15 protein-coding genes are annotated in these 14,757 nt (G+C 69.2%); 3 read left to right on the top strand and 12 right to left on the bottom strand.

The window, feature by feature from the left end; all coding sequences use genetic code 11:
- Position 1: 1 nt before the first annotated feature.
- On the top strand, positions 2-2,644 hold the full coding sequence (locus tag WBG06_RS16210; RefSeq protein WP_336737900.1) for a LuxR C-terminal-related transcriptional regulator: 2,643 nt from the start codon (positions 2-4) through the stop codon (positions 2,642-2,644).
- A 61-nt stretch (positions 2,645-2,705) separates the two neighbouring features.
- On the opposite strand, the gene WBG06_RS16205 is transcribed toward WBG06_RS16210, so the two are convergent.
- The 5 genes from WBG06_RS16205 to WBG06_RS16185 form a co-directional block, all read right to left on the bottom strand.
- Entirely contained in the window at positions 2,706-3,350 is a 645-nt protein-coding gene (locus tag WBG06_RS16205) for an HdeD family acid-resistance protein (RefSeq protein WP_336737899.1), read from the bottom strand.
- The gene (locus WBG06_RS16200; protein ID WP_336737898.1) at positions 3,337-3,762 is read right to left on the bottom strand and encodes a DUF7144 family membrane protein; all 426 of its coding nucleotides are present in this window, start codon (positions 3,760-3,762) and stop codon (positions 3,337-3,339) included. Before WBG06_RS16200 ends, WBG06_RS16205 begins: the two co-directional genes overlap by 14 nt.
- Positions 3,763-3,918: 156 nt before the next feature.
- Positions 3,919-4,326: an SHOCT domain-containing protein gene (locus tag WBG06_RS16195; protein ID WP_336737897.1), complete on the bottom strand. Its 408-nt coding sequence runs from the start codon at positions 4,324-4,326 to the stop codon at positions 3,919-3,921.
- A gap of 13 nt (positions 4,327-4,339) precedes the next feature.
- A complete protein-coding gene (locus WBG06_RS16190; RefSeq protein ID WP_336737896.1) occupies positions 4,340-4,759 on the bottom strand; it encodes a DUF6325 family protein in 420 nt (139 codons plus the stop codon).
- 123 nt (positions 4,760-4,882) lie between these two features.
- The gene (locus WBG06_RS16185; protein ID WP_336737895.1) at positions 4,883-6,679 is read right to left on the bottom strand and encodes a SulP family inorganic anion transporter; all 1,797 of its coding nucleotides are present in this window, start codon (positions 6,677-6,679) and stop codon (positions 4,883-4,885) included.
- Positions 6,680-6,844: 165 nt separating this feature from the next.
- Between WBG06_RS16185 and WBG06_RS16180 the strand changes: the two genes are divergently transcribed.
- Positions 6,845-8,581: a SulP family inorganic anion transporter gene (locus WBG06_RS16180; protein ID WP_336737894.1), complete on the top strand. Its 1,737-nt coding sequence runs from the start codon at positions 6,845-6,847 to the stop codon at positions 8,579-8,581.
- Here WBG06_RS16180 and cls read toward each other — a convergent pair.
- From cls to WBG06_RS16165, 3 genes are read right to left on the bottom strand one after another with little or no spacing between them, the layout of a single operon-like run.
- Positions 8,553-10,031, bottom strand: coding sequence for a cardiolipin synthase (gene cls, locus WBG06_RS16175; RefSeq protein ID WP_336737893.1), 1,479 nt, complete (start codon positions 10,029-10,031; stop codon positions 8,553-8,555). The genes WBG06_RS16180 and cls overlap by 29 nt on opposite strands.
- A complete protein-coding gene (locus WBG06_RS16170) occupies positions 10,031-10,699 on the bottom strand; it encodes a GAP family protein (protein WP_336737892.1) in 669 nt (222 codons plus the stop codon). The genes cls and WBG06_RS16170 overlap by 1 nt, the downstream gene beginning before the upstream one ends.
- Positions 10,700-10,733: 34 nt before the next feature.
- Positions 10,734-11,573 carry a YhjD/YihY/BrkB family envelope integrity protein gene (locus WBG06_RS16165; RefSeq protein WP_336737891.1) on the bottom strand — a complete coding sequence of 280 codons (840 nt, stop codon included), beginning with the start codon at positions 11,571-11,573 and terminating at the stop codon, positions 10,734-10,736.
- Between the two features lie 149 nt (positions 11,574-11,722).
- Between WBG06_RS16165 and WBG06_RS16160 the strand changes: the two genes are divergently transcribed.
- Positions 11,723-11,920, top strand: a complete 198-nt coding sequence (locus WBG06_RS16160; protein WP_336737890.1) for a hypothetical protein — start codon at positions 11,723-11,725, stop codon at positions 11,918-11,920.
- Here the strand turns inward: WBG06_RS16160 and WBG06_RS16155 are convergent.
- The 4 genes from WBG06_RS16155 to WBG06_RS16140 form a co-directional block, all read right to left on the bottom strand.
- The gene (locus WBG06_RS16155) at positions 11,867-12,991 is read right to left on the bottom strand and encodes an AI-2E family transporter (protein WP_336737889.1); all 1,125 of its coding nucleotides are present in this window, start codon (positions 12,989-12,991) and stop codon (positions 11,867-11,869) included. The genes WBG06_RS16160 and WBG06_RS16155 overlap by 54 nt on opposite strands.
- Before the next feature lie 120 nt (positions 12,992-13,111).
- Positions 13,112-13,612, bottom strand: coding sequence for a DUF6069 family protein (locus WBG06_RS16150; protein WP_336737887.1), 501 nt, complete (start codon positions 13,610-13,612; stop codon positions 13,112-13,114).
- A gap of 2 nt (positions 13,613-13,614) precedes the next feature.
- Positions 13,615-14,130, bottom strand: coding sequence for a DUF1269 domain-containing protein (locus tag WBG06_RS16145; RefSeq protein WP_336737886.1), 516 nt, complete (start codon positions 14,128-14,130; stop codon positions 13,615-13,617).
- Between the two features lie 4 nt (positions 14,131-14,134).
- A complete protein-coding gene (locus tag WBG06_RS16140; protein WP_336737885.1) occupies positions 14,135-14,620 on the bottom strand; it encodes a DUF1269 domain-containing protein in 486 nt (161 codons plus the stop codon).
- Between the last annotated feature and the right edge of the window lie 137 nt (positions 14,621-14,757).

Here is a 14,757-nt window from a genome sequence, read left to right as displayed (position 1 = left end):
TGTGCAGCGCAGCAAGTCGGCGCCCGACACAGACTCGACAGTAGAACGTGCACCCGATCGGACCCAGGAGGCGTCGGCGCCAGCGCCTTGGCCGCGACTGCCGAAGGTCTACCTACCACGCCACTCGCTGTGGGCCGACCTCGACCGGTCCGCCGATGCCGCGATCACGCTGCTGATCGCGCCGGCCGGTGCCGGCAAGACCCTGGGGGTCGCCGGGTGGCTGCGACAGCAGAACGACGACGGCCCGCCACGGCCCCAGCGCTGGGTGGATGCTGACGACAACCTGGGACCCGACCAGCTCTCCAGCCTGCTCGACGAGACAGCTCACGGAGTGCCCCCGCGGATCGTCATCGACGACGCGCACCTGCTGCCCGCCGCCACCCACCGGATGCTCAACGACCGGCTCAACGACGATCCCGACTCCATGCGCCTGGTGCTGATCAGTCGCTGGGACCTGCCCTTCACCCGGCTGGTCCCGGAGCTGCTCGGCAACTTCTCGATCGTGCGAGGCAATGTGCTGCACCTCAGCGACACCGAGGCCGAGACGCTCATCATCGAGCACTCCCGCACGCGTTCCCGACAGGTCATCGACGGCATCACCCGTCAGGCGCGCGGCTGGTGCGCTGCGGTGGTCCTCGCTGCCCGGTCCGTCCATGCGAGTCCTCCGGGATGGGCCGACGAGGCCGCCTTCGAAGAAGGAACCATCGGCCTCGGTGACCGGGTGGCGAGCGAGGTGTTCGCATCGCTGTCCTCCCGGGCGAGACACCTGCTCCTGTGCACCTCCGCGGAGAGTATTGTGACCGCCAGGACGGCGGCCCATCTCACCCAGGACCCCAGCGCCGGCGAGACGCTCGCCGATCTGGAGAGCACCGGGCTGCTGGTGACCCGGGCTGTCCCGCTCGTCACTCACGCCGAGGCCGAGGATGCCTACCGGATCCACCCGCTGCTCGCCGAGGTCGTACGTCGTCGGCTGGTCGCCGGCGGCGTCGACGTGGTCCGAGCCCGGTCGACGGTCGTACGGGCTGTCCGGATCGACCGGACCCGGGGCGAGACGCTGAGCGCGCTGCGCAGGCTCGAGGCGGTCGGTGCGTACGAGGAGATGACGGTCGTTCTCGCCGAGGACGGTGTCCGGATGGTGATGCGCGGAGACGGTGAACGCCTCAACCCGTTCGCGCGCAACCTCCTCGAGCACGTCGAGACCACGCCGAGGACCTGGTTCGCCCTCGCGATCGAGCACTGGCTGGACGGCGAGGTGCCGGAGTCCGAGCACTGGCTCGACAAGTGCCTGGCGGAGCCGGCCGCGATGTCGGCGGAGGAGCTCGCCTGCATCGGGCTGATGCGGGCGCGGCTCGGCCTCGAGTCGATGCGTGCGGCGGCGGACACAGCGGCCGAGGTGGCTCGCCGCAGCCACCACGCCGGCCGCGAGTCCTCGATCCTGCCCCAGCTCTTGATCGAGCTCGGCATCACCCAGGGCTGGCTCGGTGAGCTGTCGGCGGCGGAGCAGAGCCTCACCGCGGCCATCGGTCTCGCCCGCAGCTGGGGCATGCCGGCGGTCGGCGCGGAAGCGTCGAGCCACCTGGCGATGACCGAATACATGCTCGGCCGGGAGGCGGCCTGCGGAGAGATCGCGGACGAGGCCGGTGCGCTGCTCGACCGGGCCGCTCGGGCTCGATCGCGGTGCCCTCGTCAGGAGTTCACCCGGACCCGTACGGCCCTGGCATCGTCGCTGGCGAGCACCGCGCGGCACCCGTGGCGCGAGATCGAGTGCATCGCGGAGGCGACGCTCCATCCCGCTGACCTGTGCAGCCGGTTCTGGATGAGACTGCGCGAGGCGCACATCACCATGTCGGGGCACTCGGTTGTGCGGGCGCGCCAGATGCTCGACGAACCGCTGGATCTGCCCGGGGCTTTCCCGCTGCCGGACCACCTCCAGGTCGCTCTGCTGGTCAATCAGGCCGAGCTGGCCGCGCTGGCCACCGACCGGCGTTCCCTGAAGGCCGCCGAGTCCGCGCTCACCGAGCGTGGGATGACCGGCGAGGCGGCCCTGGCCAAGGCACTGCACGCGGACCTCGACGGAAACCGGCGCCTCGCCGCCGACCACTTCGAGACGGCCGCCCAGCAGGCGCGCTGGGGCCAGCCCATGGTCCGCGCGGTCGCGCTCGTGGCCCGTGCCGAGCTGCTCCATGAGATGGGGGACGTCGACGCGGCCTTCGACCACCTCCAGCAGGCCGCGATCGAGACCGAGGTCCGTCAGAACGCGATCCCGTTCTTCGGCTGGACACGGCAGGGCACTCCGGTCCAGACCATGCTGGGACGCTTCCCGTCGCTCACCTCGCAACCCTGGGGCGGCCGGATCGCCTCCGGCTTCGAGGGGATGCCCAGCCTGGCGACCTACTTCGACCAGGGGACTCCCCGACCGTCTGAGACGGTCGACGAGGCCGCCGGCCCGATCCCGGGCCTGAGCGCACGCGAGCGCGATGTGCTTCGTGAGCTGGCCCGCGGGTCCACGTACGCCGACATCAGCGCAGCGCTCTTCGTCTCCGAGAACACGGTGAAGACCCACGTCAGCAGCCTGTATGCGAAGCTCGGGGCCTCCCGACGCAGTCAGGCGCTGGCGGTGGCACGCTCCCTGAGCCTCATCTGACCGCGCGACCGATCTCCCTGCGGCCCGGCGTCAGCCAGAGGCCCCAGGGAGATCGGTCACGTCACTTCTTGGACTCGGCACGCAGCCGGAAGGCCGTCACGATCGCGGCGAGGCCGACCACGATCAGCCAGACGCAGCACACCACGACGAGCACGCCCAACGACGCCTTCGGGTTGATCAGAAGCACCAGACCGGCCAGGACCGTGATCACGCCGGCGAAGATGTCCCATCCCCGTCGCCCCGAGGACTGACGAAGGATCGCGCCGAGAACGTCCACGATGCCTCCCACGACCCACCAGACGCCGAGGAGGATCGTGACCACGAGCACGGTCTGCACCGGGTCGCGCAGGAAGAGCAGGCCGACGATGATCGCCAGCGCGCCCGAGAAGCCGACGACCGCTCGTAGCCCGCCGTCCATCGACCTGCCGGCGATCGCCATGATCAGGCGGAGCAGGCCCGAGATGATGATCTGGATCGCGACGATGACCGCACAGACGACGAGCGTCTGCTTCGGCCACACCGCCAGGATGACGCCGAGCCCTGCGCTGATCAGTCCGTAGGCCAGGACCAGACCCCAGTAGTCGGCGAGGCCGTCGAGCAGCCCGTCTCCGGAACCGGCGGACCGGTGCCGAGACGGCGTGCTCGCACCCAGGTCAGGCGCCTCGGCGCTCGGGGTGTCGGCGTCGGACATCTCAGAGCTCGGCACGGCTCGAGATCAGCTGCGAGAGCGACCAGATGACGAAGATGTAGAGCGCCAGGACCGCGAGGGCCCAGAAGGGGTAGTAGGGCATGAAGGCGAACGCGGCGACCGAGCCGATGATCGAGATCACGATGCCGGCGACCCGGGCCCAGGTCTGCCCGAGCACCATGCAGATGCCGACGACGAACGCGATCACACCCAGGATCAGGTGGATCCAGCCCCAGGTGGTGATGTCGAACTGGTAGACGTACTCGATTCCGCTGACGTAGACCTTGTCCTCGGCGATGGCAGCGATGCCGGCGAGAACCTGGAAGATGCCTACCATCGTGAGAAGGGTGGCGGCGAAGATCGCGCCGGAGAACGCGAACGCGGTCTTGACCGGAGAGTCGTAGCCTCGACCTGATGTGCTGCTGCTCATGATGAGTGCTCCTGTGGTCGTGAGCGGTTCCATCGACCGCTTCCATGTCGGCCTGAAGTTAGATGGCCTCGACCTCGGTGCACTCACCCGCTACGGGCGATTCCTGGGGCCGAGGATGTCCCGGGGACGATCCGCCGGGCCCCTGCGACCAACCGCTCAGCCGAGCAGTCGCTGCTTCGCGGCAGCGAACTCCGAGTCGCTGAGGATTCCTTGGTTGTGCAGCTCCCCCAGCTTGGCCAGCTGCGCGATCAGGTCGTCCTCTGCGGGCTCTGCCGGCGCGGCGGGTGCTGCCGGGGCCGGCGCGGGCGGCGGGGCCGGCGCGGGCGGCGGGGCCGGCGCGGGCGGCGGGGCCGCTGGGTACTGCTGCTGAGCGTATTGCTGCTGCTCGTACTGCTGTTGCTGGTACTGCTGCTGTTCGTACGCCTGTGCCTCGGCCTGCTGTTGGGCGCGGGCCGTCTGGCGTCGGTTGATGGCGTTCGAGGTGGCGGTGGCGGTGCCGGCGATCACCGCCGTGCGTGCGGCGGCACCGATGAGACCAGGTCGGCCGATACGTCGTGCAAGCATGGGTGTCTCCTCTCTAACGGGTGGCGGACGCGAAGGCGAGGTCGACGTCCTCGGGCGGTACGCGCAGGAACAGCTCGACCTCGGCACCGATGCTCCGGATGCGGCTGACGGCTTCGCGCGCCCAGACCTGCTCGTAGACGACCGCAAGGCCGCCCTGGCCCGGGTCGAGCGACTCGCCGAACAACTCGATATCAGCGTCGCTCAGCAGGTCGTTGGCGTCGATCTGGAGCCCGGTGAGCTCCGCCGGCAGACCTTCCGCTTCCTCGATGTCGAGGGCGCGGAGACTGCCGTCGGCGTCTCTGGACAACAGCACGCAGTCGATGATCCGGATGACTCCGCTCTCGACGGGTGGGCGCAGCACCGCCGCGAGGTCGCCGAGACCGACCTCATCTGACATGGACAGGAAGAGGATCTCGACCGGGCCGCGTTCCATGATGCCTCCGAAGTATCACGAGCCTGCCGGGCGGCAGGGCACTTCGGACGCTAGGACGCCTCGCAGCTGTCTCGCTCACCCGCATCGGGTGAGCTTCGCCCGGCTCCCCCGGCTCATCTCGGCTCACCCCGGTTCGTCGGTGGGCGGTCTCGCCGCTGCGACCACGGCCGCATGGGTGGACTCCCCCAGGATCGCCGTCGCCGGCTCGATGTGGACGCCGCTGAGTCTCTCGAGCGTACCGTCCGCCGTCCACCTCTCGACCAGATCGGGGTCGACCCCGGACAGGTACAACCGAGCGCCCGCGTCGTGCAGATCCCGGGCATAGTCCCCCATCACCTTGACGAAGGTGGCCCCCAGCGTCGTCCTGCCGCGCAGCCGCAGCACCACCGCGGTGGTGAGCGCCGTCGGCGACGTGTCCGGCTCGGCCTGCTCCGGGGGCAGGGGCAGTCGGCGCTGCAGCGTGCGCACGCCGGCGTAGAAGAGCGAGCCGTACGCCTCGAGCACGAGCAGGTCGCCGCGCGTGAGCACCCGCGGCACCGGCGCCTCGCGGAGGCGTCCCTTCTCGTCCCGCTCGATGCGGATGAGCCTCAGGTCCAGCGACTCCTGCCGCAGCTGCAGCAGCAGCGAGGCGACGACGCCGATGCCGACCGCCTGCGCCACCGGCAGCACGATCACGGCGGCGAAGGTCGCTGTCATGGCGACGGCGGGGATGACCCCGGTCCGAGCGACGGAGACCACCTCGCGGGGCCGGATCGAGGCGGCGCCCGCGAAGATCAGCACCGCCGCAAGCGTCGGCATCGCGACCTCGCCGACGACGCCCGAGAGCAGGACGAGGATCACCGCCATCCAGATGCCCGCCCAGATCGCACCCCACCGGGAGGCTGCGCCGGCGGTGGCGTTGAGGGCCGTCTGTCCGACGGACCCGCCCACCGGCTGACCGCCGAAGAACCCCGAGGCGATGTTGGCGAGGCCTTGAGAGGTGAAGTCCCGGCGCGTCGAGGATCTGCTGCCGTCAGGGTTCGGGACGGCCTCGGCCACCCCGGCACCCTGGATGAGCACGAGCGCGGCGATCGCGAACCCGCCGGTGATCATGTCCAGGTCCAGCAGACTCAGGTCCGGCAGCTGCGGGGCAGGCAGCCCCTGCGGGATCTTGCCGGTGTCCTTGACCCGGAGGACGTCGGCGTCGGTCAGCAGGACCACGGCGGTCGGCAGCACCAGCGCGAGCAACGACGAGGCCACCGCCAGCCTGGTCGGGGCCAGGAGGAGCAGCAGGAGCAACGCTCCCAGACCGGTCGCGACCGTGGGCAGGCTGCTCTCCCCGAGCCGCGTGAGCAGGTCCCAGGCCTTGGCCGCCGCGAAGGGCCCCTCGGCGTCCACCCCGGCGATGTCCGGGAGCTGGCCGAGCACGATGTTGACGGACACGCCTGTGAGGAAGCCGAGCATCACCGAGTAGGAGACGAACCGGATGTAGCGGCTCAGCCTGAGCAGCGCGGCCAGGAGCATCAACGCGCCGGAGACCAGGGTCAGCAGGATCATCGCGTCCGAGCGGTCGGCGGCGTCGTGACCGGCGATGACCGAGCCTGCTGCCAGCGCAGAGGCACCGGTCGTGGCGACGACCATCATCTTGGTCGACGAGGTCATCCCGCCGGCGATCGGGCCGGCGAAGGAGGCGTAGAGGCCGTGGGAGGGGTTCACCCCGGCGAGCACGCTCGACGCCATTCCGTCGGGAACGCTGGCGATCGCGCCGGGCAGCCCGGCGACCAGGTCGCGGCGCCAGTCGCGCTTCTTCGGCGTGAGCTCGTCCACCTCGCGCCGGAGGATGCGCTGGGCGCGGGTCTGGGTGCGGCGCAGCGTCCCCGCGTACAGCCGACGCAGCGACGTACGACCGTCCGGGTCGGGTTCGGTGTTGCCCTTGGCCACCAGCGCTCCAATCCGGGTACGAGGAAGGCCTCGCACGTCGGGCCCACGCGGTCACGACATCGTGTCGTCGGCCGAGATCGGTACGCCTCCCCCGGGACGGGTGACCCGATGCTCACCCCTTCCGGGCGATACGCGGCCGCGAGCGGCGTAGCAGTCTGACCGATCGTGGCCAGACTCATCGCTCCGTCGTTCAGCGACTACTCACCCTCGTGGATCAGGCCGGACATCCTCGCCGGGCTCACCGTGTGGGCCGTGCTGGTGCCCGAGTCGCTCGCTTATGCGACCATCGCCGGCGTACCGCCCGTGGTAGGTCTCTACGCCGCCGTGCCCGCGCTGGTGCTCTACAGCGTGTTCGGCTCCTCGCGCCACCTTGTCGTCGCACCGATGTCGGCGACCGCGGCGCTCTCGGCGGGAGTCGTCGCGTCCTTCGCCGCCGGTGGCGCGGATGTCGTCACGCTGACCGCCGGGCTGGCGGTCGCGACCGGCATCGTGGCGTTGATCGCCGGGCTGTTGCGCCTCGGCTTCTTGGCGGCGTTCATCAGCGAACCGGTGCTCCGCGGCTTCATCATCGGGCTCGCGCTGACGATCATCATCGGACAGCTGCCGTCCCTGGTGGGGGTGGAGAAGGGCTCGGGCAACTTCTTCGAGAAGGCCTGGGACCTGCTGCTCCACCTCGGCGACGTCGACGCTCTGACCATCGCCGTCGGGGTCAGCAGCCTCGTCGTGCTGCTGGTGCTGCGACGGTTGATGCCCCTCCTGCCCGGGTCGCTGGTGGTCGCGCTGGTCTGTATCGCGCTCACCGCGCTGCTGAACCTCGACGACCACGGGCTCGACATCGTGGGCCACATCGACGCCGGCCTGCCGACCATCGGCTTCCCGGACGTCACGGCTCCGGAGTTCCGCGACCTGATCGCCGCTGCTGTCGGCGTCATGCTCGTCGGGTTCGCCGAGGGGCTGGGAGCCGCGAAGACGTACGCCGCCAAGAGCGGTTACGACATCGACCCGAACCGTGAGCTCCTCGGCCTGGGCATCTCGAACCTCGGATCCGGCCTGGCCAGCGGCATGGTGGTCAACGGCTCCCTGTCGAAGACAGCGGTCAACGGCTCGGCCGGGGCCAAGTCGCAGCTCTCGGCGGTGACCGCGGCCGTGCTCACGCTGCTGACGCTGCTGTTCATGACCCGGCTCTTCTCCGACCTCCCGGAGGCCACGCTGGCCGCGATCGTCATCGCGGCGGTCATCGAGCTCGTCGACATCTCCGCGCTGCGCCGGCTGTGGCGCGTCCGCACCGGGCAGGTCACCAAGGTCTACCAGCTCAGCGCCCGTGCCGACTTCGTCGGTGCCCTCGCCGCCTTGATCGGCGTGCTCCTCTTCGACACGCTGCCCGGTCTCGTGATCGGCATCTGCGTCTCGGTCGTCCTGCTCATCGCCCGCACGTCGCGGCCGCACATCGCACCGCTGGCTCCCGTCGACGGCAGCCCTGTGGACGGCGGCCCTGTGGACGGATCGGGCACGCACCCCGGGCTCTGGGTCGACCAGGTGCGCAACCCCGACTACGCGGGAGTCCCCGGCGTCCTCGTGGTCAGGGTCGAGGCCTCGTTGCTGTTCGCGAACGCCGACTACGTCCGTGAGCGTGTGCGCGAGCTCGCCGCCGACGTGCCCGATCTCCGGCTGGTGGTCCTGGACGGCCGAGCCACGCCGTCGATCGACGTCACCGCGACCGCCATGCTGACCCAGCTGCGAGGCGATCTGCAGCGTGACGGCGCCGACCTGGCCCTCGCCGGCGACGTCGGTCAGGTACGCGACGTGCTGGAGAAGGCCGCCGAGGGCGACGGCCCGCGGGTCTACCCGACCGTCGAGGCCGCGCTGGCGGCGGCTACTGAAGAGCCGCCGTCAGGCGCATGACGTTGTCGACGTAGCGGGCGCCGAGCCCACGCCGTGACCACTCCTCGGCGCTGAGCTCGCTCGACTTCTCCCGGTAGTCGTCGAGCACGCTCTGCAGGTCGTCGACGACCTGCTCGCTCTCGAGCAGCACGATCACCTCGTAGTTGAGCGCGAACGACCGGTAGTCCATGTTCGAGGAGCCGACGACGGCGATCGAGTCGTCGACGGTGAAGAACTTGGTGTGCAGGACGTACGGCGCCGGGTACAGCCGGATCCGGACACCGGCGTCGAGGAGGTCGGCGTAGTAGGAACGCTGCGCGTGGAAGACCATGAACTGGTCGGCGCCCTCGTTCACGAACAGCTCGACCTCGACGCCCCGCTGGGCAGCGGTGGTGACGGCATAGAGCAGCGAGTCGTCGGGGACGAAGTAGGGGCTGACCAGACAGACGCGTGACTTCGCGGCGTAGATCAGGGTGTTGAACAGGCGCAGGTTGTTCTCGGTCACGAAACCCGGGCCACTGGGGACGACCTGGCAGGCCACGCTCTCGGCGGCTTGGCCGGTCCGCTCCCCCTCGAGGGGTGCGGCCTGGGTGAGCTTGCCGCGGATGTTCTCACCGGTCTCGGCATACCAGTCCGTCGCGAAGACGATGGCCAGGTCTCGGACCACCGGTCCCTCGACCCGGACCATTAGGTCGACCCACTTGCGCCCGACCTTGTGGTTCTTGGGTTTGTTGTAGCCGGGCTCGATGAGGTTCTGCGATCCCGCATAGGCGACCGCGCCGTCGACGACGAGGATCTTGCGGTGGTTGCGCAGGTCCGGTCGGCGGAGCTCGCCCCGCAGCGGCCGGATCGGCAGCATCGGGGCCCACGTGATGCCGGTGCCCTCCAGCTTCGCGAGCAGGTCCTGGTAGCCCGGGATGCCTCGCGAGCCCAGGTGGTCGAAGAGGAACCGGACCTCCACGCCGCGACCAGCGGCCTCCACGAGCGCGTCGAAGACGTCACCGGTGAGCTCGTCCCAGGCCGAGATGTAGAACTCGACGTGGACGAACGAGCGCGCCCGGCGTACGTCGTCGGCCATCGCCGCGACGGTCTTCGCGTACTCGGGGTGCACCTCGACCCGGTTGTCACCCGTCAGCGGCAACGATCCCAGGCGCTCGTTCAGGCGGACGGCTCCCCGGGACTGGCCCTCGGGCGCGGCGAGGGTCGCCGGGTCGTTCTTGATGTCTGCGCTGATCAGCTCGTTGACCTCTCGCTGCCAGGTGCGGCGCTTGCGGCCGACGTTGGTGCTTCCGAAGAGCACGAACGCGAGCAGGCCGAACGCCGGCAGCGCGAGGATGAGGAACAGCCAGGCCAGCCCCGTCGACGGCCGGCGCCGGCCGGGGATCACACCGAGCGCCACCACGCAGATGGCGATGTGTGCGACGACGAGAGCACCGCTGACCAGCGTCGCGATCCATGTTGACGTGTCCATCAGAAAGACCCCATTCCGTCGCCGACCATCTTGACTCCGAGGACGAGCAGCAGGACGGTCATGATCGCCGCGTTGTTCGCGATCATCCAGCCCTTGATGCTCTCCAGCAGCTCGGCCGCCCGTTCACCGGTGACCAGGTAGATACCGAACGGCACGAGCAACCCCAGGCTCGCCACCACGGTGAAGACGACCATCGCGATGATCTGGTCGTTCGTCTCCGAGGTCGCGGACGCGATCGTGGTGGCCGCCGAGACCACGAGCAGCAGGTTCTTGGGGTTCACCGATCCCAGCAGCACGCCTGTGCCGAACGCCTTGACCGCGGTGAACTCGTCGAGCGCCTCCATCCACTTCGGGACCGGAGCGGTCTCTCCTGCACCCGGCCGGCCCCGCCAGCTGCGTACGGCCAGCAGGAGGAGCAGGGCTCCGAGGGCGATCTTCAGCAGGGCCACCCAGGTCGGAGGCTCCTCGCTGCCCGAGGTCGCGCCACCGGCCAGCAGCGCGACCAGCGTGCCGAGGGTGAAGATGCCTGCCAGCCAGCCGAGGACGAAGGCCGTCCCGTTCGAGGCGGCGTGCCGGCTGACCAGCATCAGGACGAGCGCGACGATCGGCATGGGACTGACGAGCACACCCACCGCGATCGGCAGGGACTGGCCGATGGCTTCTTGCATGGCCTGACCTCAGCGCAGCCACGCTCCCCCGTCCTCACCTGCTCCGGGTGAGAAAGTCACGCCCGTGTCGAACGGTCCGCGCGATGATCGGGTCCTCGACGAGCAGCCGCCCGAGCAGCGCGCCTCCGACGACGATGCCGGCGAACCCGATGAGCCACGTCGAGAGCGACAGGATCACCCCCAGCGTGCCGAACTGCTCGGCGTTCGACTCGACGTACGTCGGCATGACCCACGCCGAGCCACGGCCGTAGATGACCTGCACGACGCCGGTCAGCACGGCACCCGGCAGCAGGACCCATCGGTTCACCCGTCCGAACAGCAGCACCCAGGCGCTCCCCCACCAGGCGGCACACGAGCCCAGCATCTGGAGTGCCGGCCGGAGTGGGTTCCCGGGATCGGTGAGCAGGTTGATCACGCCGTTGACCGCCCCGAGGCAACCCAGGAAGACGACCACCCAGATGAGACAGCGTGCGCCCCCACGCAGGCCTCCGACGTGCTTCTGCTCCCAGACCCGCTCGAACACCCGCTGCACGGCGCGACCGAAAGAGGTCGCCGACACGATCGTGATCACCAGACCGAGCGCTCCGGTCTCGGAGCGCACCCGGCTCAGATCGAGCTCGCCCGTCACCTGGCGGACCGCGTCGTCCCCGACGCCGGTGACCGAGGCCATCTGCTGCAACGCGCTCGCGGTGAGCTCAGGCAGGAACGCCGCGATGACGACCAGCATGGGCACCATGGCCAGCAAGGCCTGGGCTGCGATCAGCATGCACCGGTCGAGGAACTCGATGCGGAAGAACTCGGTGGCGAGCCGCTGCAACAGCGGGACGTGACTTGCCCACTCCTCGACCCGGCTCCGCAGAGCTGCCACGTTCACGTGAGCAGTGTTCCTCCTGTCCCGACCAGTCACCCTCGCCCGTTTCCGGTGACCACAGCGGGCGTCGGGCGATTTACCTTGGTAACAACATCGTCCAGGTCAGTCGCTGGAGCCATCATGAACAGACACCTCATCGGAGTGATGCCCTCATGACGCGGATCCTCATTCGAGTGGACTCGGCGGTGTCCGACGACGACCTCGCGACGCTCCCCCACCTGAACCTCGCCACTCAGCGGGCGACGACGACCCTGGTCGGCGACCTCGCCGACGACGAGCTTCAGCGCGTGCTGGACCTACTCAGCGCGCTGGGGGTCGACGTCATCGAGATCGTCACCATCCCCGAGTAGCTCCACCGGAGCGCTTCCCGCGATGAGCGGCATCAGCCAGCGCTTCGCGGGGTCGGCCTCGACGAAGATCGCGCGGACGAACAGGGTGAACGGGACCGCCATGACGGCACCGATCGGCCCCATGATCCATGACCAGAAGATCAGGGACAGGAACGTCAGTGTCACCGAGAGACCGACCGCTTCCCCGACGACCTTCGGCTGGATCACCGACTGGATGATCACGTTGAGCAGGGAGTAGACGACGATGACCGCGAGCATCAGCTTGAAGTCCCCGTCGAGCAGGGCGAGGATCGCCGGCGGCACCAGCCCGATGATGAAGCCGATGTTCGGGATGTAGTTGGTCAGGAACGCGAGCAGCCCCCAGACCAGCGGTGCAGGCACGCCGAGGAAGTAGAGAGCTGCCGTGTCGAGCACGGCCACGATCAGTCCGAACACGGTCGAGACCAACAGATAGCGGCGGGTCCCCACCGCGAACGAGGCCAGGGCTCGTACGAGGGCGGGCCGGCGGCGGCCGATCGAGGTCAGCTGGCGCGGGAGGGCGGTCGCGTCGATGGCCATGAACAGGCACATCGCCAGGATGAAGACCAGCGTGGAGAGCAGTCCGAACATCCCGTTGAGCGCCCCCGAGACCAGGGTCAGCAGGTTCGAGAGGTCGAAGGATCTGGCGACAGCTTCGACCTCGTCCGAGCCGATGCCGACCTTCGCGAGCCAGGCCGTCAGGTCATCGACCTTCTCCTTGGCGACGGGGGCGTAGGTGCCCAGCAACGTGGCGAAGCGAGCCACCGCAAGCACCGTGCACACGCCGAGTCCGACGACACCGACGACGACGACGATGATGGAGAGGGCGGTGGCGAGGCCGGCGGGTACGCGTCGCGCCAGCCAGGTCCGCGCCGGATGGACCACGATGGTGAGCACCATCGCGAGGAATATCGGGCCGAGGATGTTGTGGGCCGCCTGCAGCCCGGCCACCAGGATCACCACCGATGCCGATCCCAGCAGGACCGCCAGGACTCTGAACGGTGGTGGCCAGCTCGTGACCGTCGCTTCCGGACCTTGCGCCGTGGGATTCACGGATCCATGGTCGATCCCAGCCGACGAAGGGTGTATCGCCCGATACGGGTGAGCGCGTGGATACGGACCGTCCTCGAGCACGCGACATGTGCTCGAGGACGGTCCGTGGACACGCTTGGGCTACACCCGTGGGGGCTGTGGTCCCTGCGGCGGGTGCGGCGCCTGGAGCGGCTCGGGCCGGATGGCGCTCTGCGCGACGGCCGACACCAGGGAGCCGATGGCGACGCCGATGATCAGGTTGAGCAGCATCGTGACGATCTTGGCGTCGAGGTCCGCGTCGGACGTGAACGGCCACAGCGCCGCGATCACCGTGGCCAGGCCGATGATCCAGCCGAAGAAGGTCCGCGGCTGCGGGGTGGTCAGGAGGAGCACATGGGCGACCGCCGTGGCCAGCAGCCCGGCGACAGCGGCCCAGATGGCGTACCACAGCGTCGAGGCGCCTCCCCACACCCCGTCACCCTTGGGTGCGAGGACAGGTATGTCGAAGATGCCGCGTGCGATCACGATCCCGGTGATCGCGATCAGGGCGGCCACGACCGCTGCCGCGGCGCCTCCTGCCCAGAGCCTGCCGGCGTTGACCGTCGGCTGCTGTCGTCGGGCGGGTGGTTGGTTCATCGCCATGATCAGTCTCCGTCGTCAGTCGGTTCAGTGGTCTCGTCGCGGAGGAGCTCACGGAGCTCGTCCGCGACGTCGTCATCCAGCTGTGCGTACAGGAGTGTGGGGTCTCCGTGCTTCAGGGCCGCGGCTACCGCGGCCGGGTCTCCGTCGCTGCTCAGGACCACGAGCGCGGACTTTCCGGGCTCGAGGTGCTCGACGATCGGTTGGAGCAGGTCGTCCCCGATGCCGGTCTGCCTGAGCCGTGCGACCGCGGCCGCGGACGCCGCCCCCACGGCAGCGCCCGCGACCGGGTTGAGCACGAGGATCCCGAGGAGACCACCGAGCAGCGAGCCCTTGGCTGCCGCGCCCGCCGTGCGGTGGCGGAGATGGCCGATCTGCGGCTCCTCCGCTCCCGGGAACCAGGTGAGCGTGATCGCATCGTGCACGGTGAGCGCATCACGCTCCTGCAGGTCTCTGAGCCAGACCTCGGCGTCCGAGGCGCCCATGATCCGGTCATAGAGCCATGCAGTCAGAGTCGCCATGACGTCACTCGGCGAAGACCTCGCGCAGCGCCGCCTCCTGCTCACTGCTGAGGTTGGTGAAGATCAGCTCACCCTCGTTGCCGCGCATGGCCTCGCGGACCTTGTCGATCACCGCGTCAGAGGTCATCAGGAACAGCGCCGACGTGCCCGGGGTGACCTGGTCACGGACCTTGTTGATGAAGGCGTCGTCGATGCCCACGTCGGTCAGCGATCCGGACAGGGCACCTGCTGCGGCGCCGACCGCAGCTCCCAGCAGCGGGACGAAGAAGATGAGTCCGAAGAGCATGCCCCAGAACGTGCCGCTCATCGCGCCGAGGGCCTTGGTGCTGGCCAGCTGGCGGGTCTTCGGCTTCTTCTTGCCGACCTCCCAGCGCACGGTAGCCGCGTCCTCGAGAACGATGAGGTCCTGCTGGACGAGCTCCTCCAGGTTCTTCACAGCCTCGTCCGCACCGTCGGTCGTGTCGTACTTCCATACCGTCAGGGTCGCCATCATGAGTCCTTGCTGTCGTTGACTACCTTTCACCGTCGACCCTTCCGGCGGAGGTGGGCAGCGGCCTCACCCGAATTCGGTGAACCAGGCGTCGCGGACGGTACGTACCGTGCAAACCGTGAGCAGTCGAGGCAAAC

This window comes from Nocardioides sp. CCNWLW239 (assembly GCF_037137035.1).
In the GTDB taxonomy this organism is placed as follows: domain Bacteria; phylum Actinomycetota; class Actinomycetes; order Propionibacteriales; family Nocardioidaceae; genus Nocardioides.
Note: the sequence above shows the minus strand (reverse complement) of the source record. Positions and strands in the feature narration are given on the sequence as shown.